We start from the raw sequence: 25,763 nt of genomic DNA, 5'->3' as shown, positions 1-25,763 counted from the left end.
CCGGTGGTGACGGGCAAGGGAGAACGTTTGTTTGTGCGGCGAACTGGCGGCGCAAAAGAAGGCGCAAAAGAAAAGGCCCGCAGGAAGGCGGGCCGGAGGTGGGGGAGGGAAAAACGTTTCGGGGTCAGGCCGCCAGAATGCGGTCCAGCAGGTTGCCCAGCGGTGCGGGCAGGCGGGCGTCTTCGTCGCCCATGCCGGTTTCCGCAAGGGCGCGGCCCGCGTCGCTGGCCAGTACCTGGCGGGTCTCGGTCAGCGACAGCTGGTGGAAGGCGGAGTCCTGGGCGTCATCACCGGCAGGCATCAGCATGCCGCTTTCCGCCCAGACCAGCTCTTCTTCCTCGAATTCGAAATGGATGCGGCCCAGGCGCTCAGGCGCTGCGGCAGCGATGCCCTTGTAACCGGCCAGGGCGATCAGCTTGGTGACCACAACCGGCAGCCCGAACAGGCGCTCGGCGGTGTCCATCTCCAGCGCCACTTTCTGGTCGGAGGGCAGCATCAGGTCGGTGTCATTGCCCAGGGCGCCGGCAGGCACATGCATCAGGGTGGTCAGGCGCGGAACCGCGTGGCGGACCGATTTCACTTCCTGGGCGCCGCCGTCGAAGGTGAACACCATGTCGCCGGGCTTGACGTCGCGGGCCTGTTTAAAGCCCTCTTCAGTCTCGACCAGGGTATCAGCCAGGAAGCCGCCGCTGCGGATGCGGGCACGTTTCGGCGCCGGCTTGGCAGTTTCCGGCAGCAGATCGGTCCGCAGCAGCACATCAACCGGCAGGAAGTCGGCAAAGTGTGTGGTGTGATCCAGCTGCATCGTATCGTCCCTTCTGAGCGTCTATGGCCCGGCGTTTTGCCGTTGATGCCATGTGGCCCCCGAATTGGGACCAAATTGGGGCGAGCGTGCGGCTCCTTCCGGGATGGCGCAGTTTTCTGGGGACAAAACCGCGAATTTGCGCGGTATTGTTAACCTTTTGAAGGTGCAGCATGAGGATTTGTTAAGATTTAACCGCCGGATTGTGCTCGGAAAGGTTGTGCCGCGACTCGCGATTCCCGTTCGTTAACAGGGTGTTAACGCTCGATTGCGCTGTTAACCTTTGCAGCGCCCGGGCTGTGGATAAATGTGTGAATACATTGCGGCCAAAGCAAAACGGGCGCCCTTGAGGCGCCCGTGCGGTTCTGTTCCGGCGATGTCTGGTGGGCGGTTACTGGCCGCAGCTGCCGATCAGCGCCTCATACTGCTCGGTGACCCAGCCCAGGGCCTGCTCCGGATTGCGCTCCTCGATCTTGCCGATCATGCGCTCAAACACCACGGCAGAGCGGCTTTCGTCGACAACGGTAAAACTCTGCCCGGTCATCACCACGGCATAGAGGAAGAAGGCAATCGCCACCAGCAGGATGCCCCGCAGCACCCCAAAGAAGAAGCCCGCGCCCTGATCAACCCCGCCAAGCGCCGAGCGCTGCACCAGGGTGGAGAACAGCGGTGTGAAGAAGGAGACGACGATCAGCGCCAGTGCGAACACTGCCGCAAAGGCGGCGATGATCGACAATTCGCAGCTGTCCGCGATGAATTCGCCAACAACCGGGATCTCCGCCATCAGCGGCTCCACCTGCGGCGCGAAGATGAAGGCGAGCACACCCGCGGCGATCCAGCCGGCAATGGCCATGGCTTCGCGCACGAACCCGCGCGAATAGGCCAGCAGCGCTGATACGACGATGACCAGGGCCACGACCCCGTCGATGATTGTGAAACCTTCCATGTCCCTCGCCCGTTTGCCTGCGATATCAAATTTTTTGCGACTTTAGCCGGCCCCGAAGAATTCGCCAACAAAACCGGCCAGGTCGCTGGACTTTCGCAAGTTCAGGCCGTTCACGGACACGGTTTTGCTGCCGCCAGGGGCAATCGCCGCCGTGAAACCAAGTTTTTGCGCCTCTTTCAACCGGTTTTCGGTCTGCGGCGCCGGGCGCAGGGCGCCAGATAGCGAAATTTCTCCGAAAACCGCGGTATCGGCGGGCAAAGCGACGTCTTCCCGCGCACTCAGCAGCGCCGCCGCCACTGCCAGGTCGGCGGCCGGTTCGGAAATCTTCATGCCGCCCGCGACGTTCAGATAGACATCCAGCCCGGCAAACGGAATGCCGCAGCGCGCCTCCAGCACCGCCAGGATCATCGCCAGCCGCGAGCTGTCCCAGCCGACCACAGCCCGGCGCGGCTGCGAATGCGGCGAAGGGGCGATCAGCGCCTGCATTTCGACCAGGACGGGCCGGGTGCCTTCGATGCCCGCAAACACCACCGAGCCGGGCGACGGCTCGCCGCGTTCGGACAGGAACAGGGCAGAGGGGTTCACAACCTCGCTGAGGCCGCCGCCGGTCATCTCAAAAACGCCGATCTCATCCGCCGGGCCAAAGCGGTTCTTGACCGCGCGCAGAATGCGGAACTGATGGCCGCGCTCGCCTTCGAAATAGAGGACGGTATCGACCATATGCTCGACCACCCGGGGTCCTGCGATCTGGCCCTCCTTGGTGACATGGCCGACCATGATGACGGAAATCCCATGCCGCTTGGCAAAGGTGGTCAGCTCATGCGCCGCCGCCCGCACCTGGCTGACGGACCCCGGCGCGCTGTCTACATGATCTGCCCACATGGTCTGGATCGAGTCGATGATCGCCAGCTGCGGTTTCTCCGCCTCCAGCGTAGTGAGGATATCGCGCAGGTTTGTCTCGGCCGCCAGCTGCACCGGCGCATCCGCCAGCCCCAGCCGCTGCGCCCGCATCCGGACCTGGGCCGAGGCTTCCTCGCCGCTGACGTAAACCGTCTTGAGCCCCGCATGGGCAAAGCGCGCCGCCGCCTGCAGCAAGAGGGTGGATTTGCCGATCCCCGGATCGCCGCCCACAAGAATGGCCGAGGCCGGCACCAGCCCGCCGCCCAGCACCCGGTCCAGTTCTCCGACGCCGCAACAGGTGCGCGGCGGCGGCGTTTCCCGCGCCGACAGATCCGTCAGCTGGATGGTGCGCCCGCGCTTGACGCCCAAGGACTTCTTGGCGGGGCCGGACGACAGCCCCTGATCCTCGCTGATGGTGTTCCACTCGCCGCAGCCTTCGCAGCGGCCCGACCATTTAGAGAAGCTGGCCCCGCAGGCCGAGCAGGAGAAAGATGTTTTTGCCATGCCGGATCAGTGGCAGATGTTTCCCTTTTGTTCAAGAGGGCTGCGGGCGCTGCGGCGCAGGATGCGAGGCGCTGCCTCGCGCTCCGGGATATTTGCGGCCAGATGAAGACCGGATCCTTCATTCATCTGGCCTCAAGTTTCCCGGGGGAGGCCCGGGAGGGCCGGGGGCAGCGCCCCCGATCCCAGTTAGTCTGCCCGCCGCGGCGGTTTCATCGCCACCACGCTGCTGGTTTCGGGATCGGTGCCGTCCGGCGGGCCTTGCAGCTGGGCCGACAGTTCCGGCAGCAGCTCGAACAGCTCCTCGCGCAGGCGGCCGAGGTGCGACTTCGCCAGTGATTCCTCGATTTCCACGTCCCGGGTCCATTGGCGCAGCTCGTGCATCACCATCTTGGCGTCCTCCAGCCGGGCCTGAAAGCCATCCAGTTCCTCCTGGCGCTGCTTCAGGAAGGTGCGGGCGCGCTCGACGTTGGCGTCCGAATAGGTGCTGGCGAGGTCCTGGCTCACCTGGCTCATCTGCGCCGCCAGCTCCAGCACTTCCGGCTCCAGCTCGCCCAGGTCCGGGTGATTGCGCATGAAGGCCAGCCGTTCCTTCACCGCGTCGAATTCGGACCGGGCGTTGAACAGCCCCTCGCGGTCGCCGGCATGGGCGGTGTGATAGGCGCGGGCCACATCCTCCATCTGCACGGTGAATTTGCGGTGCGAGTTCTCCAGCGCCAGCATGCGGCCGTTGGCGGGCAGAAAAAACGCCAGCATCAGGATCAGCGCAGTCAGCGTGATCTGCGCAACCATGCCCGCCTGCGGGTAATAGGTCCCGTCCAGCCCCGCCTGCAGCGACAGCCAAGGCCAGACACCGGCAGCGGACAGCGCTGTCGCTATGACCGCGCCGAGGGCGGCAATGCAGATCAGCGCAAACGTGAGGCGCAGGAACAGCGCCTGGGATTTGAACAGGACAGTGTGAACGGCGGACATGAAAACCCCTCCATAATACCGAAACCACCCGGGGGCCGGTGGCAGGGGGGGGTGGCCTTGTCAGGCCGTCCACGGCGGCACCCACGGAACACAACAACGCGGTTCGTCGGCAAAATGTTGCACAAGAATCAAAATTTAGGCAACTATCCGCTGATTTATTTCTTCAATGCCTGAGGCGTATTTGCCATGCCCAGCACCAGCGAGGCCAGGATGGAGCCGGTAAAGAGATAGAGCCCCCAGGCGGTTTCGATGGTGGCGAGACCGATGCCTTTGGCCAGCGTGATATAGAGCGCGATCAGGAACACATCGGCCATCGCCAGCTTGCCCAGCACATGCAGCACCGGCAGCAGCCGCGCATCCAGCAGGTTCCACTGCACCAGTGCCAGGCCGATGGTTTTGAGATAGGGCGCGAAGATCGCAAAGAAGGTGACGATCAGCGCCAGCACCGCGTCGCTGCCCCACAGGGACTGCAGTCCTGTGACCACCGAAATCTCGCTGAGGCCGAAAATCGGCAGCAGCCCCGCCCGCATCAAGGGGGCAAACCAGGCGACGGGGTATAGGATCAGCAGCGACAGGGTGAGGAGGCGGAGGGTCATGGCGGCTCTTTAGCAGGTCCGCCAAGACTTGCGGGTTCAGTGCGCGATTTGAAAGGGGGAAATCGCTGGCGGACCAATCAGCCGCGGCGCGTGCGGCCCGGCCTGCGCCCGGCTCAGGCAGAGCCGGGCGCAGGCCTTGTGCCGGCTGCCTCCGGCGGGAGTATTTGGGGAAAGATGAAAGCGCGCCTTAGCGCACTGCCTCGATCGGCCCCTCCGCACGGCCGTGGATGAACTGCTCCATGTAAGGATCGCCCGAGTGGTCCATCTCGCTGACCGGCCCGGTCCACTGGATCACCCCGCCGTGCAGCATCGCCACATTGTCGGCAATCGCGCGGACCGAGGTCATGTCGTGGGTGATGGTCATTGCGGTTGCGCCCATCTCCACCACGATCTCTCGGATCAGGTCGTTGATCACACCGGACATGATCGGGTCCAGGCCGGTGGTCGGCTCATCGAAAAAGATGATCTCCGGTTCCGCCGCAATCGCACGGGCGAGGCCGACGCGTTTCTGCATCCCGCCGGACAGCTCAGACGGGAAGAGGTCCGCCACTTTGGCCTTGAGCCCGACGCGGCGCAGTTTTTCGATGGCAATGGCGCGGGCTTCCTCCGTGGGGCGCTTCAGCGCGCCGCGCAAGAGGCGGAAGGCGACGTTCTGCCAGACCGGGAGCGAGTCAAACAGTGCGCCGCCCTGAAACAGCATCCCGAACCGTGCCAGGAACTTGTCGCGGTCACCGGAGCCTGCGGGCTTGCCATCGACATAGATTTCGCCGGAGTCGGGCTGGATCAGGCCCAGGATGCTTTTCAGAGCCACCGATTTGCCGGTGCCGGAACCGCCGATGATCACCATCGACGTGCCTTTGGGGATCTCCAGGGTCATGCCGTTCAGCACCTGGTTGTCGCCAAAGGCTTTGTGGACGTTTTCCATGCGGATCATAGCGAGAAGAACACCCCTGTGAGGACAAAGTTGGCGGCCAGGATCAGCACCGCGGCGGCCTCGACGGAGCCTTTGGTGGCGCGGCCCACGCCCTGGGCGCCGCGGCCCGACTGCATGCCGTAGTAACAGCCCATCATCGCCGCGATGGTGCCAAAGGCCGCGCCCTTGACCAGCGAGGAGATGATGTCGAGCGGCTCCAGGAAGTCGACCGTGTTCTTGAGGTAGGCTGCGGCGTTGAAGCCGAGGTTCTGAACCGCCACCGTATAGCCGCCCATAATGCCGATAATGTCGCCGACACCGACCAGCACCGGCACGGTGATCAGCGCCGCAAGCACGCGGGGCGCCACCAGGTATTTCATCGGATGGGTCGACAGCGTGACCAGCGCGTCGATCTGCTCGGTCACCTTCATGGTGGCGATCTCGGCGGCGATGGAAGACGTCACGCGCGCCGCGATCATCAGCCCGACCAGCACCGGCCCCAGCTCGCGCACCATGCCGATGGCGACGATTTGCGGCACCACGGCCTCGGCGTTGAAACGGGCGCCGCCGGCATAGATCTGCAGCGCCAGCGCGCCGCCGGTGAAAATCGCAGTGAGGCCGACGACGGGCAGCGACAGCCAGCCGATGTTCAACAGCGCCTGCAGCAGTTCACGCGGGTAGTAGGGCGGGCGCAGCATATGGCTGAAGGCACCCAGCGCAAACAGCGCCGCGCGGCCGACTGCGGCCATTCCGGCCAGCGCGGTGCGGCCCAGCCGGGCCAGGAGACTGATGGGGTTCATTCCTGATAGGTCCGTGCGTAGCGGTGTCCGGTGGAGGTCAGGATCTCATAGCCGATGGTGCCGGCCGCGCCGGCCAGCATGTCGACGGTCTGACGCTCGTTTAGAATGGCCAGGGTATCCGGCACCTCTGCCAGACCGGTCACATCGACGGTGATCAGATCCATTGAGACCCGGCCCACCACGGGGCAGGGGGTGTCGCCGGCAAAGACCTGGATGCCGCCATTGCCCATCGCCCGGTGCAGGCCATCGGCGTAGCCTGCGGCCACGGTGGCGATGCGGCTGGGGCGTTCGGCCACCCAGGCATTGCCGTAACCGGCGGTCTCACCCGGCTCCAGGTCGCGCACCTGAATGACCGGCAGATCCAGATGCACCACCGGCACCGCATCCTTGAACGGCATCCCGCCATAGAGGCCGATGCCGGGGCGGCAGAGGTCGAAATGGTATTCGGAACCCAGCAGCATCCCGCCGGTCGCCGCCAGCGAGCGGGGAATATCCAGACCGTCCGTCATTTCGCGGAAGGTCTGCAGCTGGCGGGCGTTCATTTCGTGGCTCGGCTCATCGGCGCAGGCCAAGTGCGACATCAGCAGCACCGGATTCTGGCCCAGGGCGATCTCAGCCACCGCGGCCCATTCGCCGTGCTCCATCCCCAGCCGGTTCATGCCGCTGTCGAGCTGCACCCCGAACGGGTGGCCGGGCAGGGTCTCGAAATGGCGCAGCATCTGGTCCAGCGAGTTCAGCATCGGCGTCAGCTGGAAGTCCTTCAGCAGCTTGGCGTCGCCCTCCATATGGCCGGAAAACACCGAGATACCGGGGCCAGGCCCCAGCGCGCGGCGCAGCGCGCCGCCTTCCTCGGCCGCCGCCACAAAGAAATTGCGCGCGCCGGCCCTGGCCAGCGCCTTGCCCACGCGGCCTGCATCCAGGCCATACCCGTTCGCCTTGACCACCGCGGCAGTCTCGCAGCCAGTCAGCGCATCCAGATTCCGCCAGTTTGTGACCAGCGCATCCAGGTTGATTGTCAATCTTGCCGTGCTCATGCGGTGTTCTTGACACGGGGAGGGCGCAGGTCAAGGGGGAAAAACCGGAATGCTGGCGGAGGTTTGCCGTTGCCGGAATAATAAGCCCGGTCCTGCGGGGGGGCTGGACCGGGCTGGTGCGGATGTGAATGCAGGGTTTTGGCCCCGAACCATCCGCACGGTAAAATCTGACTGCGCCGCGGGCGGGCCGGGCTCAGTATTCCTCCTGGCCCTGCTGCCAGGGTTTGGCGAGGTTGCCAAAGCGGGTGAACTGCGCCTCAAAGGACAGCTCCACCGTGCCGATGGGGCCGTGACGCTGCTTGCCGACGATCACCTCGGCCTTGGCGTGCAGCCGTTCCATCGCCTGCTTCCACTCTTCCATCTTCTCAAGCTCGTGGTCGCCGGGCTTTTCCCGTTCCTTGTAGTATTCCTCGCGGAACACGAACATTACCACGTCGGCGTCCTGTTCGATGGAGCCCGATTCCCGCAGGTCCGACAGCTGCGGACGCTTGTCCTCGCGGTTTTCCACCTGACGCGACAGCTGCGACAACGCGATCACCGGGATGTTCAATTCCTTGGCAATCGCCTTCATCCCCATGGAGATTTCGGCGATCTCGTTGACCCGGTTGTCCGACATGCCGCGGCACAGCTGCAGATAGTCGATCACCAGAAGGTCCAGCCCGTGCGTCCGCTTCAGGCGGCGCGCCCGTGCGGCCAGCTGCGAGATCGGGATCGCGGGCGTGTCGTCAATGAACAGCGGGCAGCTTTCCAGGTCCTTTGCCGCCTGCACAAAGCGGCGGAACTCGGACTCGGTCATGTCGCCCTGACGGATCTTGTGCGAGGAGATTTCCGACGCTTCCGCCAGAATACGCCCGGCCAGCTGCTCGGCGCTCATCTCAAGCGAGAAGAACCCGACCACGCCGCCATCCAGCGCGCCTTCCGATCCGTCGGGTTTCACCCCGCGTTTGTATGCCTTGGCGACGTTGAAGGCGATGTTGGTCGCCAGGGACGTCTTACCCATAGAGGGGCGGCCCGCAAGGATGAGGAGGTCCGAGGGATGCAGGCCGCCAAGTTGCTTGTCGAGGTCCATCAGGCCCGTCGAGATGCCGGCCATGCCGCCACCCCGCTGATACGCCTCGTTGGTCACATTGACCGCTTCTGTGACGGCCTTCAGGAATGACTTGAAACCGCTTTCCGTCTGGCCTTGCTCCGCCAGCTGGTAAAGCGACTGCTCTGCCTCAACGATCTGCTCTTTAGGTTCTGATGCCACGTCAACGCGGCGTGCCTTTTCTGCAATCGATTGGCCCAGGGCGATCAGCTCGCGCCGGATCGCCAGGTCGTAGATCATCTGCGCGTAATCCCGCACCGCAAAGGCAGAGATCGACGCGCCCGCGAGCTTGGCCAGATAGGCCGGCCCGCCCAGTTCCTTCAGCCCCTCGTGGTCCTCCAGGAACGCCTTCAGCGTCACCGGCGAGGCCAGCGCGTTCTTGGAGATCCGCGCCGCCGCCACCTCGTAGATGCGGGCATGGACCGGGTCATAGAAATGCGACGAGTCGATGATCAGCGCGATCTTGTCGTAGACCTCGTTGTTGGTCAGGATCGCACCCAAAAGCTGCTGTTCCGCCTCCACCGAATGGGGCAGCTCATTGTCCGGCATCGCCGTGTCCGGTGCCGCGGCGGGTTCGGGCATCGGGGCAGGCGGGGGCATGTCGCCGTCGAAAGGGGTAATCTCGTTCATCACTGCTCTCGTCTCTCGGGCCGCCTTATACGGTGCGCGGGGCCATTCGCCTATCTGGGAATCTTTGGGGATTCCCTGTGGATATCCGCACCGGGGCTGTGGGCTGTTTGCCGCATTGGGCCAGCAAGCCTGTCCTAAGCATGCTACATGATGCGGCGGGGCTTGGATAGACCCCTATATCTGCTCATCAACCCCTGCGGGAAACGATTCGAAGCGGGCTTTTCCACAGCCCGTCGTGTAACGCTTAACCTTGCGTTAAGCGGATCTTCGCACGCAGCGGGTCCGGCGGCGGGCTGGTGGGCAATTTGCCCGCCGTTGCCTCAATCTGCCTTGTGCGCTTCCTGCCAGGCGCGCGGATCCTTCAGGAAATTCTCCACCTCATCCAGCGTTTCAGAGCTGAAGGCGCCCTGCGCGCGGGCTTCGGCCAGCACGTCCCACCAGGTGCACAGGTAGTGCAGCTCCACGCCGTGATCGCCCAGCGTCTTGGTGGTTTCCGGGAAGATGTCGTAATAGAAGATCACCGCGGTGTGGCCGCAGGTGGCGCCGGTCTCGCGGATCGCATCCACAAACGACAGTTTGGAGCCGCCATCGGTGGTCAGGTCCTCCACCAGCAGCACCCGCTCGCCTTCGCTCATCGCGCCCTCGATGCGGGCGTTCTTGCCGTATCCTTTGGGTTTCTTGCGCACATAGGTCATCGGCAGCGCCAGCCGCTCTGCCACCAGCGCGGCAAAGGGGATGCCCGCGGTTTCACCGCCGGCGATGTTGTCAAACGCCTCAAAGCCCGCATTGCGCATCACGGTCACCGCCATGAAGTCCATCAGGGTGGAGCGGATGCGCGGAAAGGAGATCAGCTTGCGGCAGTCGATATAGCTGGGCGAGGGCAGGCCGGAGGCCAGGGTATAGGGGGTCTCGGTATTAAAGTTCACCGCGCCGATTTCCAGCAGCATCCGGGCCGACAGGCGGGCGATTTCTTCTTTCGACGGGAAGGCAGAGGGGATCATGGCGGCAGGCATCCTTTGCGGCAGCGGTTTTGCTGTCCATAAACCGGAACGCCACCGGTTTGAAGCCCCGGAAAGGGGCGGCCCCCAAGATCGCGGGAGCCGCACGCAGCAGGGGTCAGAAAATGAAATCGTTGCCCGACAGGTCAGCTATGCCGATCCCGTCCAGCGTGATCGTGTTGCCGTTGTTGTCGCTGATCACAGCATCGCCATCGCCGTTTTCGGACAGGTGGTTGTTCTTCAGATCGCGGAAGGACTTGATGCTGCTGACACCGTCCAGATCAATCTTTTCCTTGCGGCCCTTTGTCTGGAAATCGGACACGGTATCGTCGCCGAAGGCACCCTTGAAAATGAACCGGTCGGCGCCGCCATCTCCAAACAGTTCGTCGTTGCCGCTGTCGCCGTTGATCTTGTCACGGCCGGCGCCGCCCAGGATAAGGTCGTCGCCGCCTTTGCCGGACAGGGTGTCATTGCCGCCTTCGCCCATCAGGCGGTTGCCGCCGCCATTGCCTGTGAGCTTATCCCCGCTGTCGGAACCGCGCGCGCGTTCGATGCTTCTCAGCGTGTCGCGGTCACCGAAACCGTCGATGGCAAAGCCTTTGCTCAGGTTCACGGTAACGCCTTCCTCGCCGCCATAGCGTTCGTCGCGGTCATAGCGGACCTCGTCCTTGCCCTTGCCGCCCTTGATGGTGTCGTTGCCTTCCAGCCCGCGGAAGTAGTTGGCTTTTCCGTTGCCGGTCAGCTTGTCGTCATGGGCCGAGCCGCGCAGCATCTCGATGCTTTTCAGCGTGTCGGTCCTGCCCCAGCCGTCCGTCGCGGTGCCCTTGCCCAGATGCGCAATAACACCGCTGGGGTCCCAGGTGAACGCGACCTGGTCAAAGCCGCCGCTGCCGCCGTTGTAAGTGTCGCGCCCGTCGGAGCTGACGAAATAGTCGTCGCCGGCACCGCCGTTATAGGCGTCACGGCCCGGTGTGCCGTAGAATTCGTCGTCTTCGGTGGACCCGGTGAAGGCCAGCGACGACCACGCGATGACTTGGCCCGGCGCCAGTGCCCCGGTGGGGTCGGCGATGCCGGAGATGGTGTCGTCGAAGGCATTCCAATCCGCCGGTGAGCTCACTTGCGGCAGCGCGGCCCCGTCAATCACAAGATAAAATTCTGTGTCGGTGTTCTCGCCGGTTTCCAGGCTGACACCCAGGACCACACTTGTGCCGCCGGACCAGGTAACCCGCGTCATCAGGGTCTCGTCGGACAGGGCGTCGAAACCAAGGTTGTCCAGGTTGACGCCGCCGGCAATCGCCTGAAGGACATCGTCATTCATGTCGATATAGGCAACGCCGTCGTCGTCACGACCGATAATGGAATAGGTGAAGGTCGAGCTGGCATCCGGAACCGTCACCTGCACTTCGATGTTGCTGACCGACGACGGTTCGCCGTCCACAAAATCGACCCGCGCGCCACTGAACGTAAAAGTTGTCATAACATTGCCCCTTACCGGTATAAGCCAGCGGCCGCCGCTGGCGGAAATCAATAGCCCGAAACTTGAAGGGGACTGCTGATTCCCGGCAAGGCGAAGGGGATAGAAAGTTTACTGTTGGTTAACAAGTGTTGCTATTCGGCACGCCAGTACACGTCAAAGCCCGGATCGAACACGGTGACAGGCCCGTCGCCGCTTTCGATCTTCTCCGGAAACGCCACGGCGGTGTCCGACTTGGTCAGGGTCAGCGTCTGATCGCTCACCGGCAGGCCGTAAAACGCGGGGCCGTGTTCCGAGGCAAAGCCCGCCAGCTTGTCCAGCGCGCCTTCTTCCTCGAACACATGCGCCAGCAGGGACATGGTGTTGGTGGCGGTGAAACAGCCCGCACAGCCGCAGGCGCTTTCCTTGTTCGGGTCGGTGTGCGGCGCCGAGTCGGTGCCCAGGAAATAGCGCTTGTCGCCCGAGGTGGCAGCGGCGCGCAGCGCCAGGCGGTGCTCTTCGCGCTTGGCCACCGGCAGGCAGTAGTAATGCGGCTTGATGCCGCCCACCAGAATGTGGTTGCGGTTGATGATCAGGTGGTGCGTGGTGATGGTCGCGCCCAGATCCTTGTCCTGGCTGGCCACATAGTCGGCGGCGTTCCTGGTGGTGATATGCTCCATCACCACCCGCAGGCCGGGGGTGGACCGGCGGATCGGATCCAGCACCCGGTCGATGAACACCGCCTCGCGGTCGAAGATGTCGATGTCGTGGTCGGTCACTTCGCCGTGAGTGCACAGCGGCAGGCCGATCTCAGCCATTTTCTCCAGCACCGGGCGCACCTTGTCGAAGTCGCGCACGCCGGACGCCGAATTGGTGGTCGCCCCCGCCGGGTACAGCTTTACCGCCTTGACCAGCCCGCTGGCATGGGCTGCGGCCACATCTTCAGGATCGGTGTCCTCGGTCAGATACAGCGTCATCAGCGGCTCAAACGCCATGCCTTCGGGCAGCGCCGCCAGGATGCGGCCGCGGTAGGCTGCGGCCTGATCCCCGGTCACCACCGGCGGCACCAGGTTCGGCATGATGATGGCGCGGCCGAAATGGCGGGCGGTTTCGGGCAGCACGGCCTGCAGCATTGCGCCGTCGCGCAGATGCAGGTGCCAGTCGTCGGGGCGGGGGATGGTCAGCGTGTCGGTCATGCGCCCGCGTTAGCACATGACCGCACGGAAACAAAGCGGCTGAATGCGCGCCTGCCGGGTCCGCTTCAGCGCTTTGGGGGAATGGTGAAGCCGCCGGCCTCCGCGCGCTTTTCCAGCTCCTGCAGGCGGCGGCGGAACCGCGGCGCGCGCATCCGCTCAGTCACGTTGCGGCACATCAGCGCCATCAGGCACGGGCGGTTCTCCCGCTCCAGCCGTCCCAGCAGGTTGCGCAGGTAAAAGGAGTTGTTGCGGCGGCTGCGGAACAGTTTGTAAAAAGCCGCCCCGGTCAGCTTGCGGCTGCCGGCCAGCGACAGGATGTGATAGAGCATCTCCATCTCGATCAGCCGGGTCTGCACTGCATCGCCCATGTGGGATGCGCGCAGCCGCGTCACGTTCTTGCGGGCAAACAGTGCCGCGTGCATGGCGTCCAGCCGCTCCTGCGGATCATAGATCACATAGGCCTGATCCGCCGCATCCAACATATCCGGCGCATAGCCGTAGCGGTCGGTAAAGGACAGGCGCCGCATTTCGGCAAACCGGTCGTCCCATTCGGTCATCCGCGGATCCAGCGTCGCCTGCGGCTGCACCGCCACCACCACAGCCCCGGGGGAAGCCACCGAATAGGCCGCTGCCGCATAACCGCAGGGGCCCGCGCCGTAAAAGATCACATTGTCGAACTCGTCGAAAAACCCGTCATCGATCAGCTGATCGAAAAACCCGTAGATGAGGTCGTCGCGGAACCAGGTGTCGCCGTCGGAGACCACGCACATATGCGACCAGCCCAGATTCTTCACCAGGTCAAAACCCAGCGGCTGTGCCTGATCGGACAGGTTGTGGATGCCCTGCATGGTCTCGAAGGTCACCAGCAGCGTGTTGCCCTGATCGATGAAGGTGGCGAAATGCCGGTCGCCGAGCGGCTGATACATGCCATGCTCTTCGGCCAGCTCCGCCATCCGGGCCTTCCACTGGGCCGGCTTCAGCCCGGAAAGGTCTTCATCCAGATTTTCAAGTCCGTCCTGCATGCCTGCTATCCTCTGTGCCCTTCCAGAAACAGTCCGGGCCTGATGTTCGCAGTAACAGTTAGGAGGGAAATAAGGCTAAAATTGGAAAAACTCCTGCCTCATTAAGGCGTTGCGGCGTCCTTTCGGCGGCCTTCACCAACGCTGCCGGCGGCTCAGCTGCCGTCCTGGGGCGGCAGCCCCGCGGACGGACCCTGAAGGGCAAACTCCCGCAGCAGCCGCGCCGCTGCCGGGCTCACCGCGCGCGAGGGCGGCGTCATCAGAAGCCGGGCAAACAGCGCGCGGCTGGGTTCCTGCTGCATCAGGGCTGCAAACCGGGCATGACGCCATTCCACCGCTTTGGCATGCAGCCGCGCCAGCTCCGGGTCGCTCAGCAGGCTGGACTGCAGCTCCGCCCGCGCCGCGCCGCAACGGGCGATGGAGGTGTCGGTGTCCGTGCAATAATTGCGCTCGACCCAGTAATCCATGCCCAGCTCCGCCTGCCGGTTGACCCGGCCGCGGTCGGCCTTCAGCACATAGCTTTCCATCGCGCCCAGCGGATAATGATTCAGCTGCGCCAGCCGCCCGTTGGGCTGGCCGTAATCGGAAAACAGCCGCTTGGTCTTGAACGCCTCGCCCAGCTCGCGCCCCTCGCAATCGAACCAGCGGTAGCCCTCCAGCCGCGCCGTGTCCTTGACATCGCGCGGCCGGTGGACGCCGCATTTGCGGTAGGTGCCGTCATTGCGGTACAGCGTCTTGAACATCACCGCCCGCCAGGGCCAGTGGATCACCTCCGGCGCGCAGCGGGTGAATTGCCCGGTCACCGGCAGATCCTCATAGCGCACGATGCCGGCATTGCCGAACAGCCGCCACGTCAGCGTCACCGCATCCGCCTCCGGCAGCGCCGCCAGCAGGTCCGCCACCGTGCCTCCGCCGGTCTTGATGCAGACAAACTCGTCTATATCCAGAACCAGGACCCAATCGGCCTGCTTTACCAGCGGATGCCGGTCCGCCAGCTTCAGCGCAGTGAACTGGATGCCGCCCTTGTCATACGGGCCCTCGTTGCGCACGTGGGTGAGCTGCCCCAGCTCCTGCAGCCGGTCCAGCATCTTGGCCGTCCCGTCCTGGCAGTTGTTGGAGAAGACCAGAAAGTCGGTGAACCCGGCGGCCCGGTGATGGGCCAGCCATTCCAGCAGAAAGGCGGCCTCGTTGCGCACGCAGAGGATGGCCAGAACCCGCATCAGCCTCAGGCCTCCCGGGCGGCGGCAGCAGTTCGGGCAGGCTGGCAGGACAGCGTGTGCGGGGCGTTGGGCATGGCGTGCTTCTTGGTCCTCGTAACCCGCGCCCGGGTCAGCGCATCTCTCAGGCGAAGTTTTACCCGCCCCGCCGGGATTTACAACTCTCAGCCCGCCAGAGACGGCGCCGCCGCAGCGTCTGCGGGCCGCGCGGCTTGACCGGAGCCGCCCCGCGTGGCCTGTTGGGCTGGTCAAACCGGGCGGGGCAAAGGGGGTGAGCATGCAGCAGGCGCAGTCAATCGATCAGGTTCAGCAGATACTCTCAGGCCAGGGCTATGTCTGCGGCCGGGCGCTGGCCACGGTGGTGTTCCTGTCGCTGAAGCTGGGCCGCCCGCTGTTCCTGGAGGGCGAGGCCGGTACCGGCAAGACCGAGATCGCCAAGGCGCTGGCCGCAGGCCTCGGCCGCCGCCTGATCCGGCTGCAATGCTACGAAGGCCTTGATGCCGCCAGCGCCGTCTATGAGTGGAACTTCGCCGCCCAGATGGTCGCCATCCGCACGGCAGAAGCTGCGGGCGCCGCCGACCGCGCGGCGCTGCAAAACGAACTCTTCTCCGCTGATTACCTGATCGAACGCCCGCTCTTGCAGGCGATGCGCCCTGATGAACGCGGCGCGCCGGTGCTGCTGATCGACGAGCTCGACCGCACCGACGAACCGTTTGAGGCCTTCCTGCTGGAAGCGCTCTCCGACTTCCAGGTGACGATCCCGGAACTCGGCACCATCCACGCCCCGGAGCCGCCCATCGTGGTGCTCACCTCCAACCGCACGCGCGAGGTGCACGACGCGCTGAAACGCCGCTGCCTCTATCACTGGGTCGACTACCCGGATTTCAGCCGCGAGGTGGAAATCCTGAACGCCCGCGCCCCGGAGGCCAGCCAGCAGCTCAGCCGCGAAATCGTCGCCTTTGTGCAGGCCCTGCGCACTGAGGATCTGTTCAAGAAACCGGGAGTGGCCGAAACCATCGACTGGGCCAATTGCCTGCTGGCGCTCGACGTGATCGCCCTCAGCCCCGAGGTCATCGCCGACACCCTGGGCGCCATCCTCAAATACCAGGACGACATCGCCCGCCTGCAGGGCTCCGAGGCCAAGCGCATCCTGGATCAGGCAAGGGCCGGCCTGGACGCGGCCTGATGTTTCATCTTTCCCGAAATACTCCGGGGGTATGGGGGCAGAGCCCCCATGAAACACGGTAGTGCCCGACTATCCGCCGCTCCCCTTACCGGACAACCCCAAGCTGGTCCGCAATATCACCCATTTCGCCCGCGCCCTGCGCAAGGCGGGGCTGCCGATCGGGCCGGGCCGGGTGCTGGACGCGGTGCAGGCAGTGGCCGCCGCAGGCTTCACCAGCCGCGAGGATTTCTACTGGGCGCTGCATGCCTGTTTCGTCACCAAGCCGGAGCAGCGGCTGGTCTTCGCCCAGGTCTTCCGCCTGTTCTGGCGCGACCCCAGATACCTTGAGCAGATGATGGCCGCGATGCTGCCCGCGATCCGCGGCGTGCAGGAGGAACGCGCGGCGAAACCAGCCGAAAAACGCGCCGCCGAGGCGCTGCTGGACGGGATGCTGGAGCCGCCCGGCACCCCGGCGGAGGAGCCGGAAGGCACCGAAATCGACATTGACGCCTCCCGTACTGCTACGGCAGAGGAGCGCCTGAAAACCCTCGATTTCGAACAGATGAGCACCGCCGAGATTGCCGCCGCCAAGCGCATCCTGGCGCAGCTTCAACTGCCGGTGACGCCGATCCAGTCGCGCCGCCTGATGGCCTCTCCCAAGGGGCGCCGGGCAGACTGGCGCCGCACCCTGCGCAAGGCCGCGCGCCAGGGCGGCGACTTGCAAACCATCGCCCGCGCCAAACGCCGGATCCGCTGGCCCAACCTGGTGGTGCTCTGCGACATCTCCGGCTCGATGAGCCAGTACAGCCGCATCATCCTGCATTTCCTGCATGCCGCCGCCAACGCCAAGGGCGCAGGCTGGGCCAGGGTGCATGGCTTCACCTTCGGCACAAGGCTCACCAATATCACTCGCCACCTGCACCAGCGCGATGTCGACGCGGCGCTGGCCGCGGCGGGGGCTGAGGCGCAGGACTGGGAGGGCGGCACCCGGATCGGCGACTGCCTGCACGCCTTCAACCGCGACTGGTCGCGGCGGGTGATGGGGCAGGGGGCGGTGGTGCTCTTGATCTCCGACGGGCTGGACCGTGGCGAGCCGGAGGCGCTGGCGCGCGAGATGCAACGGCTGCAGCTGTCCTCGCGCCGCCTGATCTGGCTGAACCCGCTGCTGCGCTGGGACGGCTTTGCCCCCAAGGCGCAAGGCATCCGTGCCATGCTGCCTTATACCGACAGCTTCCGCGCCGGCCACTCCATCGCCTCGCTGGAGGAACTGGCCCAGGTGATCTCCAGCCCTGCGGATGCCGGCGAAAAGGCCCGTTTGATGGCGCTGCTGTGACCCGGCGTAAATAAATTCCAAAATAAGAATATGACTTGATCTGAATCAATCCGCACCTTATCGCTCCAATATATTCTGAAAATAGAATGTAACGTGCGAAAGGAGCTAACATGCCACTCAACTGGAAAGCCGGGGGGCTCTTGCTGGGGCTGGTGTTCTTCCTGGCGGTGCTGCTGGTCAAACCCATCGGGGTGTCGACCCAGTTTGTTATCCTCGACGGCATCATCGCCGACGCCGTGAACCCGCAGCTGGTGACGGAAACCGCCGAGGGGTACACCTCCACCAACGCCTATCTGGCGAAATCGGATGGCAAATACGCGAAATCCGTCGCCAATCCGCTCAACTACAGCTTTGTCTTCGTGCTGGCGATGGCGCTGGGCGGGCTGCTGTCGGCCAAGCTGCGCGGCGGCATCACGGGGGCAGAGCGCAGCGTGCACGCCTTGTGGCGCGCCAACTTCGGGGACAGCACCGCGAAACGCTATGCCGCGGCCTTCCTCGGCGGCTTCATCGTTCTCTACGGCGCCCGGCTGGCGGGCGGCTGCACCTCCGGCCACATGATGTCCGGCATGATGCAGACCGCACTGTCGGGCTACATCTTTGCCGCCGGCGCCTTTGCCGCCGCGATCCCCGTCTCGCTGATGCTGTTCAAGAAGGAGGCCTGAGTCATGACCACCATTATCCTGGCAATCGTGATCGGCGCGGCCTTTGGCGCGGTGCTGGACCGGATCGGGGCCTCCAACCCCAACTACATCGGCAAGATGCTGAACCTCACCAATCTGAACCTGGCAAAAACCATCCTGCTGGCAATCGGCACCGGCTCGGTCCTGATGTTCGGCGGCCAGATGGCAGGGCTGGTCGATGTCGGCCACATGTCGGTCAAGGCCGCCTATGCCGGTGTCTTCATCGGCGGGCTGATGCTGGGGGCAGGCTGGGCGCTGGCGGGCTACTGCCCCGGCACCGGCGTGGTCGCTGCCGCCTCGGGCCGCAAGGACGCGCTGTTCTTCATCGCGGGCGGCCTGCTGGGCGCGGCGGCCTATATGGTCACTTACCCGGCGTGGAAGGCCAGCGGCCTGCTGGACAGCTTCGCGGGCGGCAAGGTGACCCTGGGCTTTGTTCCGGGTGCCAAATACGAAGGCCTGATGGCGCTGCCCGGTGATCTGCTGGGCATCATCCTGGGCCTAGGGTTCATCGCATTGGCCTTTGCCCTGCCGGAACGGCTGGTGCCGCAGAAAGCGGCCGCGCAGCCCGCGGAATAACCCGCGCGCAGGGCAACAGGGGAGCGCCCGCCGGGGATGGCGGGCGCTTTCCGGTCTTTCGCCCGTCTTTTGCGGGCGCTTCGCGCTTGAAACTTCCCCTGCCAGCGCCGAGGTTTAAAGGCAGCCGCCGCCCTGGCGGTCCGGGGAGAGACGCAAGATGCAGCACACCGCCCAATTTGAGAACGCGCCGGAAACCGCGCTGGATTGGCACAAGGCAGGCGCAGGCGCCGCATTGGCCACCGTGGTGCAGACCTGGGGCTCCGCCCCGCGCCGCACCGGCTCGCAGCTGGTGGTCTCCGGCGATGGCAGGATCGAAGGGTCCGTCTCCGGCGGCTGCGTCGAGGGCGCCGTGGTGGTCGAGGCGCAGGAGGCGCTGGCGGACGGCAAGCACCGGCTCTTGGAATTCGGCGTCAGCGACGAGGATGCCTTTGCCGTCGGCCTCGCCTGCGGCGGCACCATCAAGGTGCTGGTGGAGCCGGTCGGCTCCGCGCTGCCCGCGGAGATGCTTGAGGAGCTGGTTCAGGCCCGCGCCGCCCGCAGGCCTGTTGCCTATGAAGTAAACCTCACCACCGGCGCGCGGCAACTTCTGCGCGGCGCATACCCCGACCGGATGCGCATGGACCGCTCTGGCTTGGAGGACGATAGCGAGACCTTCGTGGCCGTTCACAACCCGCCGCTGCGGCTGGTCTGCGTCGGCGCTGTCCACATCGCGCAGGCCCTGGTTCCGATGGCGCGGATCGCGGGCTATGACCCGGTGATCATCGACCCGCGCGCAGCCTTCGCCTCGGCTGAACGCTTCCCCGGCGAGACGCTGATGGACGACTGGCCGGACGAGGCGGTGCAAAAGCTCGGCCTCGATACCCGCACCGCGCTGGTGCTGCTGACCCACGACCCCAAACTGGACGACCCGGCCTTGCACGCGGGGCTGGCGGCAGACGTGTTTTACATCGGCGCGCTGGGCTCCAAGAAAACCCACGCCGCACGCGTCGCCCGGATGCAGGAAGCCGGCTTCACCGAAGACCAGATCAGCCGCATCCACGGTCCCATCGGCCTCGACATCGGCGCCGCCGGTCCAGCGGAAATCGCCGTCTCGATCCTCGCGGAAATGACCGCCGTCCTGCGCGGCAAGCAGCCATGAGGTTCGGTCCGGTCCCCCTGAAAGACGCCGAAGGCGCCATCCTCGCGCACTCGCTGCAAGGCGCCACTCGCAAGGTCGCCAAGGGCACGGTGCTGACCCCAGACGACCTCGCTGACCTCGCCGCCGCAGGCCATGAGACCCTGACAGTTGCCCGGCTCGACCCCGCCGACATGCATGAGGACGCCGCCGCCGAAGCGCTCGCCCAGGCGCTGGTGCCGGACCCGTCCGCACAGGGTATCCGCATCTCGGGGGTCGGCACGGGGAGGGTGAACCTCTATGCCACCGGCGCCGGGCTGGTGCGGCTGGACCGGGACAAGCTGGAGGCGGTCAACGCGGTGGATCCGATGATAACGGTCGCCACCGTGCCGGACTATCACCGCGCCGATGCGGACGGGATGCTGGCAACCATCAAGATCATCTCCTATGGCGTGCCCGCCGACGCCATCCGCCGCGCCAGCGAAGGGGCAGGGGACGCGATCCGGGTGCTGCCGCCGGTGCTGTCCTCCGCCACGCTGATCGAAACCCGGGTGAGCGAGGAGACACCGCCGGACAAGGGCCGCGCCGCGATGGCGGGCCGGCTGCACCGGATGGGCATCAGCCTGTCGCCGCGGGTGGTGGTGCCGCACCGCGAGGACGCGCTGGCAGAGGCCATCGCCGCCGCACCGGGACAGCTGGTGCTGGTGCTGACAGGCTCCGCCACCTCCGATCCGCACGACGTGGCACCGCAGGGCCTGCGCAATGCAGGCGGCACCGTCACCCGTTTCGGGATGCCGGTCGACCCCGGCAACCTGCTGTTCCTGGGCGAATTTCACGAAAAACCGGTGATCGGCCTGCCGGGCTGCGCCCGCTCTCCCGCACTCAACGGCGCCGACTGGGTGCTGGAGCGGGTGATCTGCGGCATTCCTGTCACCTCTGCCGATATCGCCGCGATGGGTGTTGGCGGGCTGCTAAAGGAAATCCCCACCCGCCCGATGCCGCGCCGCGACGCAGAAGGCTGACGCCGCAGCGCAGCGCGGGATTTGTGACGCAGGGTCACAACCTTGGGTAAGCGCTTCTGACGCGAAATTTACCCTCTGCCCCCCTGTTAAAACACTTCGCGGATGGCGCGGCCCGTGCTTAACTCCCCCCAGCCAGACAAAAACAAGCTAAAGGGAGGGTACTATGGCCAAGGTCTCCATGACCGTGAATGGCAAGGCTGCCAGCGGCGAGGTTGAAGGGCGCACGCTGCTGTCCTCATTCCTTCGGGAAGAGCTCGGGCTGACCGGCACCCATGTGGGCTGCGACACCAGCCAGTGCGGAGCCTGCGTTGTGCATGTGGACGGCAAGGCGGTGAAAGCCTGCACCATGCTGGCGCTTGAGGCCGAAGGCGCAGAGGTTGCCACCATCGAAGGGCAGGCCAACGCCGACGGCTCGCTGAACACGATCCAGCAGGCGTTCCAGGACCATCACGGTCTGCAATGCGGTTTCTGCACGCCGGGCATGGTGATGTCGGCGGCAGCGCTGCTGAAGGACAACCCCAAGCCCAGCGAACAGGAAATCCGCGACTATCTCGAGGGCAACCTGTGCCGCTGCACCGGCTACCACAACATCGTCAAGGCGATCATGGCGGCCTCGGGGCAGGACGTGTCCTCCATCGCGGCGGAGTGACAGGAAGACCCCAGGCCGGCACCCGGCCTGAGCTGAACAAGGAGTGAGTTACCAAGAGGTGCGCCGGACAGGCAGCACCCTCCAGGGAGGAAAGACCAGACATGCCCAAGGATAACGGCATCGGCGCCAGCCCCAAGCGGCGCGAGGACGTGCGGTTCCTGACAGGAGCCGGGAATTACACCGACGACATCAACGTGAACGGCCAGGCCTACGTGCATTTCCTGCGCGCGGATGTGGCCCATGCCACCATCAATTCCATCGACACATCAGCAGCGGCTGAGATGCCCGGTGTGGTGAAAATCTTCACCGGCGCCGATTTCGCCGAAGTGGGCGGCATCCCCTGCGGCTGGGGCGTCACCGACCGCCACGGCAACCCGCAGCAGGAGCCGCGCCACCCGATCATTGCGCACGGCACCATCCGCCACGTGGGCGAGATCGTCGCCGCCGTGGTCGCCGACACGCTAGAGCAGGCCCGCGATGCGGCCGAGGCCATCGAGCTGGATCTGAGCGACAAGCCCGCCGTGGTCAACATGGCCGCTGCGCTGGCCGAGGATGCCACCAAGGTGCATGAGGATCTGACCTCAAACCTCTGTTATGACTGGGTGTTCGGGAACGATGACGACGACGCGGTGCAGGCGGCCTTTGACAGCGCCGCCCATGTGACCACGCTGGAGCTGGTCAACAACCGCCTGGTCGCCAACCCGATGGAGCCGCGCGTGGCAATCGGCGACTACAGTCGCGCGACAGACGAATACACGCTCCACACCACCAGCCAGAACCCGCATGTGATCCGCCTCCTGATGTGTGCCTTCGTGCTGGGCCTGCCGGAGCACAAGGTGCGGGTGATCGCGCCGGACGTGGGCGGCGGCTTCGGCTCCAAGATCTTCCATTATGCCGAGGAAGCCTTCTGCACCTTCGCCGCCAAGGCCTGCGGGCGGGCGGTCAAATGGACCTCCACCCGGGCGGAGGCGTTCATCTCCGATGCCCATGGCCGCGACCATGTAACTAAGATCGAACTGGCGCTGGATGCGGACAACAACTTCACCGCGCTGCGCACCAATACGATGGCCAATATGGGCGCGTATCTGTCGACGTTTTCGACCTCGGTGCCCAGCTACCTGCATGGCACCCTGATGGCCGGGAACTACAAGACGCCGATCGTGCAAGTGAACGTCAAGACCGTGTTCACCAACACGGTGCCGGTCGATGCCTACCGCGGCGCCGGCCGGCCGGAGGCGACCTATCAGCTGGAGCGCGTCATCGACAAGGCCGCGCGCGAGCTGGGCGCCGACCCGATTGCGCTCCGCCGCCAGAACTTCATCACCGAGTTTCCCTATGAAACCCCGGTGGCGCTCACCTATGACACCGGCGACTACGTGGCGACAATGGACAAGCTGGAGGAGGTCGCCGACGTGGCAGGCTTCGCCGCCCGGCGTGCGGAAAGCGAGAAGAACGGCAAGCTGCGCGGCTTTGGCGTCAACTGCTATATCGAGGCCTGCGGCATCGCGCCCTCCAACATCGTCGGCATGCTGGGCGCCCGTGCGGGGCTGTATGACGCCGCCACGGTGCGGGTCAATGCCACCGGCTCTATCAGTGTGATGGTTGGTGCGCATGCGCACGGGCAGGGGCATGAGACCACCTTCCCGCAGGTCGTCGCCGACATGATCGGCATTGATGAGAGCATGGTCGACATCGTGCATGGCGACACCGGGCGGGTGCCGTTCGGCATGGGCACTTACGGATCGCGCTCCATCGCGGTCTGCGGCTCTGCCATGGTGCGCGCGACCGAGAAGATCATCAACAAGGCCAAGAAGATCGCCGCCCACCTGATGGAGGCCTCCGACGCCGATATCGAGCTGAAGGACGGCCAGTTCACCGTCGCGGGCACCGACAAATCGGTGGCCTGGGGCGATGTCTGCCTGACGGCCTATGTCCCCCACAACTACCCGCTGGAGGAGCTGGAGCCGGGGCTGGAGGAAACCGCGTTCTATGACCCGGCCAACTTCACCTATCCGGCCGGCGCCTATGCCTGCGAGGTGGAGGTTGATCCCGACACCGGCAAGGTCACCATCGAACGCTTCGCAGCCGCCGATGACTTCGGCAATATCATCAACCCGATGATTGTTGACGGCCAGGTCCATGGCGGGCTGGGGCAGGGCATCGGGCAGGCGCTGCTGGAGAATGCGGCCTATGACGAGGACGGCCAGCTGCTGTCGGCCTCCTACATGGACTACGCAATGCCACGGGCCGACGACGTGCCGTTCTATCAGGTGGACCACTCCTGCCAGACCCCCTGCACCCACAATCCTCTGGGCGTAAAGGGCTGCGGCGAGGCCGGGGCGATCGGCTCGCCGCCGGCGGTGGTCAACGCGGTGATCGACGCGCTGCAGTCGGGCGGCAAGAACGTCACCCATATCGACATGCCGCTATCGCCCGCGCGTGTTTGGGCGGCGATGAATGGGTAAGGGTTCATGGGGGCTCTGCCCCCATACCCCCGGAGTATTTTCGGAAAGATGAAAGCCGGTCAGCCGGTTTTCGGAAAGGATACGCGATGTATGAATTCGAATTCGAGAAACCCTCGACCGTCGCTGAGGCCGTGGCCGCGCTGGCGGATGAGGACGCGCAGGCGCTCGGCGGCGGGCAGACGCTGATCCCGACGCTGAAGCAGCGGCTGGCGATGCCGTCGAAACTGGTGAGCCTCAGCGGCATTCCGCAGCTGAAGGAGCTGAGCGACAACGGCGGTATGCTGACCATCGGCGGCGCCGTCACCCATGGCGAAGTGGCAGAGGCCGCGGCGGGCAGCTATCCGGCGCTGGCGGATCTGGCGAGCCACATCGGCGACCCGGCGGTCCGCAACCGCGGCACCATCGGCGGCTCGCTGGCCAACAACGACCCGGCCGCCTGCTATCCGGCGGCGGCGCTGGGCAGCGGCGCCACCATCGTGACCAACACCCGCGAGATCACCTCTGACGACTATTTCCGCGGCCTGTTCGAGACGGCGCTGGAGGAGGGCGAGATCATCACCGCGGTGCGGTTCCCGGTGCCGGAAAAGGCCAATTACCAGAAATTCCTGCAACCCGCCTCGCGCTTTGCGCTGGTGGGCGTGTTTGTTGCCAAATACGCCGCGGGCGTGCGGGTTGCGGTCACCGGCGCGTCAGAAGAGGGCGTGTTCCGCTGGAACGAGGCCGAGGCGGCGCTGGATGCCGATTTCGCACCGGACGCGCTGGACGGGCTGAGCGTGGATGCCGGCGGCATGATCGGGGACTTGCATGGCACCAAGGAATACCGCGCCCATCTGGTTGGAGTGATGGCCAAGCGGGCGGTGGCCGCGGCGGGCTGATCGGTCATGGCCAGGTAAATGCGCAGGCACCGGTCTCCGGTGCCTGTTCCCGTGTCAGTGCTTCAGATAGCCCGACATTTCTTCCAGCAGGCTCTGCGTCTTGCCGGAAAGCTCCCGGATCTCGGTGGCAATGACGGCAAAGCCCTTGCCCATATCGCCGATCCGCGCGGCCTCGATCGAGGCGTTGAAGGAAATGAACTTGATGTTCTTCCCGACCCCTTCGGCGGTGGCGATGGTCGCGCGCATCTGCTCATCACGCTCCGCCTCGCGGAGCTGCTGCGCCTCGCTCAGGCAATGCACCAGGTCTTTGAGGAAGGCCGACACCGCAGGTTCCAGCCGGTAGAGGCAGAGGGCGCCCAGTTCCGGCACCGCGCGCACATGATCCAGCGCTGCGCCGCCATCCGCCTGGACAGCTGCGCGGTGGAGCGGCGTCAGCAGCTCAAGGCAGGTCCCGCGCCTGGCCTCAAGCTCAGCAGGCAGTGTGTAGCCGCAGGCGTCCAGCAGCCCTTGCAGCCCGCTGCCCAGCATATCGTGCGCCGCGCGGATGCGCTGCACCGACAAGGCCAGGACATCCTCCGCGCCGCTGCTGTCCGCCCCGGCCGGCGCCTGCGCCAGTGCCAGCAGCGACAGGGCGGCGATGCGGCTGGGGCCGATGGCCATGAAGGCGGTGTTCTGAACATCGGTCAAACTGGTCATGCGTCTGCTTTCACTGAGGATGGCACAGGTATAACCGGGCAGGCATTAAGGCACCGCTAACCGTAGCAAACAAAAAGCCCCGCAGGCGGAACCTGCGGGGCTGTGCCATGCACCTGCGGCGCGC

At 65.2% G+C, this 25,763-nt stretch carries 24 protein-coding genes; 9 read left to right on the top strand and 15 right to left on the bottom strand.

Annotated elements, in window-relative coordinates; all coding sequences use genetic code 11:
* Positions 1-124: 124 nt before the first annotated feature.
* The 14 genes from AC4HIX_RS13025 to AC4HIX_RS12960 all read right to left on the bottom strand — a co-directional run bounded on the left by AC4HIX_RS13025 (position 125) and on the right by AC4HIX_RS12960 (position 15,067).
* Complete coding sequence (locus tag AC4HIX_RS13025) at positions 125-805, bottom strand: Hint domain-containing protein (RefSeq protein WP_490399233.1); 681 nt, start codon at positions 803-805, stop codon at positions 125-127.
* A 388-nt stretch (positions 806-1,193) separates the two neighbouring features.
* Positions 1,194-1,748: a CvpA family protein gene (locus tag AC4HIX_RS13020; RefSeq protein WP_490399232.1), complete on the bottom strand. Its 555-nt coding sequence runs from the start codon at positions 1,746-1,748 to the stop codon at positions 1,194-1,196.
* Between the two features lie 42 nt (positions 1,749-1,790).
* Complete coding sequence (gene radA, locus AC4HIX_RS13015) at positions 1,791-3,152, bottom strand: DNA repair protein RadA (RefSeq protein ID WP_490399231.1); 1,362 nt, start codon at positions 3,150-3,152, stop codon at positions 1,791-1,793.
* A 186-nt stretch (positions 3,153-3,338) separates the two neighbouring features.
* Complete coding sequence (locus AC4HIX_RS13010; protein ID WP_490399230.1) at positions 3,339-4,121, bottom strand: DNA repair protein; 783 nt, start codon at positions 4,119-4,121, stop codon at positions 3,339-3,341.
* 155 nt (positions 4,122-4,276) lie between these two features.
* Entirely contained in the window at positions 4,277-4,717 is a 441-nt protein-coding gene (locus tag AC4HIX_RS13005) for a paraquat-inducible protein A (protein WP_490399229.1), read from the bottom strand.
* Between the two features lie 187 nt (positions 4,718-4,904).
* On the bottom strand, positions 4,905-5,651 hold the full coding sequence (locus tag AC4HIX_RS13000) for an ABC transporter ATP-binding protein (RefSeq protein WP_490399228.1): 747 nt from the start codon (positions 5,649-5,651) through the stop codon (positions 4,905-4,907).
* Complete coding sequence (locus AC4HIX_RS12995) at positions 5,648-6,430, bottom strand: MlaE family ABC transporter permease (RefSeq protein ID WP_475052852.1); 783 nt, start codon at positions 6,428-6,430, stop codon at positions 5,648-5,650. Before AC4HIX_RS12995 ends, AC4HIX_RS13000 begins: the two co-directional genes overlap by 4 nt.
* Entirely contained in the window at positions 6,427-7,464 is a 1,038-nt protein-coding gene (gene alr, locus AC4HIX_RS12990; protein ID WP_490399227.1) for an alanine racemase, read from the bottom strand. Before alr ends, AC4HIX_RS12995 begins: the two co-directional genes overlap by 4 nt.
* Positions 7,465-7,657: 193 nt before the next feature.
* On the bottom strand, positions 7,658-9,181 hold the full coding sequence (locus tag AC4HIX_RS12985) for a replicative DNA helicase (protein ID WP_490399226.1): 1,524 nt from the start codon (positions 9,179-9,181) through the stop codon (positions 7,658-7,660).
* 320 nt (positions 9,182-9,501) lie between these two features.
* Positions 9,502-10,182, bottom strand: a complete 681-nt coding sequence (locus AC4HIX_RS12980; RefSeq protein ID WP_475052849.1) for an orotate phosphoribosyltransferase — start codon at positions 10,180-10,182, stop codon at positions 9,502-9,504.
* Between the two features lie 115 nt (positions 10,183-10,297).
* Positions 10,298-11,656 carry a calcium-binding protein gene (locus tag AC4HIX_RS12975; protein WP_490399225.1) on the bottom strand — a complete coding sequence of 453 codons (1,359 nt, stop codon included), beginning with the start codon at positions 11,654-11,656 and terminating at the stop codon, positions 10,298-10,300.
* A gap of 131 nt (positions 11,657-11,787) precedes the next feature.
* Positions 11,788-12,828 (bottom strand): dihydroorotase, encoded by a 1,041-nt coding sequence (gene pyrC / locus AC4HIX_RS12970; RefSeq protein WP_490399224.1) that lies wholly within the window; start codon positions 12,826-12,828, stop codon positions 11,788-11,790.
* 65 nt (positions 12,829-12,893) lie between these two features.
* The gene (locus AC4HIX_RS12965) at positions 12,894-13,850 is read right to left on the bottom strand and encodes a phosphoadenosine phosphosulfate reductase (protein WP_475052843.1); all 957 of its coding nucleotides are present in this window, start codon (positions 13,848-13,850) and stop codon (positions 12,894-12,896) included.
* Positions 13,851-14,002: 152 nt separating this feature from the next.
* Entirely contained in the window at positions 14,003-15,067 is a 1,065-nt protein-coding gene (locus AC4HIX_RS12960) for a glycosyltransferase family 2 protein (protein ID WP_490399223.1), read from the bottom strand.
* Positions 15,068-15,341: 274 nt separating this feature from the next.
* On the opposite strand from AC4HIX_RS12960, the gene AC4HIX_RS12955 reads away from it, so the two are divergent.
* The 9 genes from AC4HIX_RS12955 (at position 15,342) to AC4HIX_RS12915 (ending at position 24,943) form a co-directional block, all read left to right on the top strand.
* Positions 15,342-16,250, top strand: a complete 909-nt coding sequence (locus AC4HIX_RS12955) for an AAA family ATPase (protein ID WP_475052841.1) — start codon at positions 15,342-15,344, stop codon at positions 16,248-16,250.
* A gap of 61 nt (positions 16,251-16,311) precedes the next feature.
* Entirely contained in the window at positions 16,312-17,562 is a 1,251-nt protein-coding gene (locus tag AC4HIX_RS12950) for a vWA domain-containing protein (RefSeq protein ID WP_490399222.1), read from the top strand.
* Between the two features lie 110 nt (positions 17,563-17,672).
* Positions 17,673-18,224, top strand: coding sequence for a YeeE/YedE thiosulfate transporter family protein (locus AC4HIX_RS12945; RefSeq protein ID WP_475052837.1), 552 nt, complete (start codon positions 17,673-17,675; stop codon positions 18,222-18,224).
* 3 nt (positions 18,225-18,227) lie between these two features.
* Entirely contained in the window at positions 18,228-18,818 is a 591-nt protein-coding gene (locus AC4HIX_RS12940) for a DUF6691 family protein (RefSeq protein ID WP_490399221.1), read from the top strand.
* Positions 18,819-18,975: 157 nt separating this feature from the next.
* On the top strand, positions 18,976-19,956 hold the full coding sequence (locus AC4HIX_RS12935; RefSeq protein ID WP_490399220.1) for an XdhC family protein: 981 nt from the start codon (positions 18,976-18,978) through the stop codon (positions 19,954-19,956).
* Positions 19,953-20,954, top strand: coding sequence for a molybdopterin-binding protein (locus tag AC4HIX_RS12930; protein ID WP_490399219.1), 1,002 nt, complete (start codon positions 19,953-19,955; stop codon positions 20,952-20,954). The genes AC4HIX_RS12935 and AC4HIX_RS12930 overlap by 4 nt, the downstream gene beginning before the upstream one ends.
* A gap of 163 nt (positions 20,955-21,117) precedes the next feature.
* Positions 21,118-21,603 (top strand): (2Fe-2S)-binding protein, encoded by a 486-nt coding sequence (locus AC4HIX_RS12925; RefSeq protein ID WP_421053542.1) that lies wholly within the window; start codon positions 21,118-21,120, stop codon positions 21,601-21,603.
* Between the two features lie 101 nt (positions 21,604-21,704).
* Entirely contained in the window at positions 21,705-24,068 is a 2,364-nt protein-coding gene (locus AC4HIX_RS12920) for a xanthine dehydrogenase family protein molybdopterin-binding subunit (protein WP_490399218.1), read from the top strand.
* 86 nt (positions 24,069-24,154) lie between these two features.
* Positions 24,155-24,943 (top strand): FAD binding domain-containing protein, encoded by a 789-nt coding sequence (locus tag AC4HIX_RS12915; RefSeq protein ID WP_475052827.1) that lies wholly within the window; start codon positions 24,155-24,157, stop codon positions 24,941-24,943.
* 54 nt (positions 24,944-24,997) lie between these two features.
* On the opposite strand, the gene AC4HIX_RS12910 is transcribed toward AC4HIX_RS12915, so the two are convergent.
* Positions 24,998-25,639 (bottom strand): methyl-accepting chemotaxis protein, encoded by a 642-nt coding sequence (locus AC4HIX_RS12910; protein WP_490399217.1) that lies wholly within the window; start codon positions 25,637-25,639, stop codon positions 24,998-25,000.
* Between the last annotated feature and the right edge of the window lie 124 nt (positions 25,640-25,763).

The sequence above is a fragment of the Leisingera sp. genome (assembly GCF_982940295.1).
Note: the sequence above shows the minus strand (reverse complement) of the source record. Positions and strands in the feature narration are given on the sequence as shown.

Bases quoted from the DNA above. Each gene is read 5' to 3' on its own strand.
- AC4HIX_RS13025 (WP_490399233.1), bottom strand. From the start codon at position 805: ATGCAGCTGGATCACACCACACACTTTGCCGACTTCCTGCCGGTTGAT.
- AC4HIX_RS13020 (WP_490399232.1), bottom strand. From the start codon at position 1,748: ATGGAAGGTTTCACAATCATCGACGGGGTCGTGGCCCTGGTCATCGTC.
- radA (WP_490399231.1), bottom strand. From the start codon at position 3,152: ATGGCAAAAACATCTTTCTCCTGCTCGGCCTGCGGGGCCAGCTTCTCT.
- AC4HIX_RS13010 (WP_490399230.1), bottom strand. From the start codon at position 4,121: ATGTCCGCCGTTCACACTGTCCTGTTCAAATCCCAGGCGCTGTTCCTG.
- AC4HIX_RS13005 (WP_490399229.1), bottom strand. From the start codon at position 4,717: ATGACCCTCCGCCTCCTCACCCTGTCGCTGCTGATCCTATACCCCGTC.
- AC4HIX_RS13000 (WP_490399228.1), bottom strand. From the start codon at position 5,651: ATGATCCGCATGGAAAACGTCCACAAAGCCTTTGGCGACAACCAGGTG.
- AC4HIX_RS12995 (WP_475052852.1), bottom strand. From the start codon at position 6,430: ATGAACCCCATCAGTCTCCTGGCCCGGCTGGGCCGCACCGCGCTGGCC.
- alr (WP_490399227.1), bottom strand. From the start codon at position 7,464: ATGAGCACGGCAAGATTGACAATCAACCTGGATGCGCTGGTCACAAAC.
- AC4HIX_RS12985 (WP_490399226.1), bottom strand. From the start codon at position 9,181: ATGAACGAGATTACCCCTTTCGACGGCGACATGCCCCCGCCTGCCCCG.
- AC4HIX_RS12980 (WP_475052849.1), bottom strand. From the start codon at position 10,182: ATGATCCCCTCTGCCTTCCCGTCGAAAGAAGAAATCGCCCGCCTGTCG.
- AC4HIX_RS12975 (WP_490399225.1), bottom strand. From the start codon at position 11,656: ATGACAACTTTTACGTTCAGTGGCGCGCGGGTCGATTTTGTGGACGGC.
- pyrC (WP_490399224.1), bottom strand. From the start codon at position 12,828: ATGACCGACACGCTGACCATCCCCCGCCCCGACGACTGGCACCTGCAT.
- AC4HIX_RS12965 (WP_475052843.1), bottom strand. From the start codon at position 13,850: ATGCAGGACGGACTTGAAAATCTGGATGAAGACCTTTCCGGGCTGAAG.
- AC4HIX_RS12960 (WP_490399223.1), bottom strand. From the start codon at position 15,067: ATGCGGGTTCTGGCCATCCTCTGCGTGCGCAACGAGGCCGCCTTTCTG.
- AC4HIX_RS12955 (WP_475052841.1), top strand. From the start codon at position 15,342: ATGCAGCAGGCGCAGTCAATCGATCAGGTTCAGCAGATACTCTCAGGC.
- AC4HIX_RS12945 (WP_475052837.1), top strand. From the start codon at position 17,673: ATGCCACTCAACTGGAAAGCCGGGGGGCTCTTGCTGGGGCTGGTGTTC.
- AC4HIX_RS12940 (WP_490399221.1), top strand. From the start codon at position 18,228: ATGACCACCATTATCCTGGCAATCGTGATCGGCGCGGCCTTTGGCGCG.
- AC4HIX_RS12935 (WP_490399220.1), top strand. From the start codon at position 18,976: ATGCAGCACACCGCCCAATTTGAGAACGCGCCGGAAACCGCGCTGGAT.
- AC4HIX_RS12930 (WP_490399219.1), top strand. From the start codon at position 19,953: ATGAGGTTCGGTCCGGTCCCCCTGAAAGACGCCGAAGGCGCCATCCTC.
- AC4HIX_RS12925 (WP_421053542.1), top strand. From the start codon at position 21,118: ATGGCCAAGGTCTCCATGACCGTGAATGGCAAGGCTGCCAGCGGCGAG.
- AC4HIX_RS12920 (WP_490399218.1), top strand. From the start codon at position 21,705: ATGCCCAAGGATAACGGCATCGGCGCCAGCCCCAAGCGGCGCGAGGAC.
- AC4HIX_RS12915 (WP_475052827.1), top strand. From the start codon at position 24,155: ATGTATGAATTCGAATTCGAGAAACCCTCGACCGTCGCTGAGGCCGTG.
- AC4HIX_RS12910 (WP_490399217.1), bottom strand. From the start codon at position 25,639: ATGACCAGTTTGACCGATGTTCAGAACACCGCCTTCATGGCCATCGGC.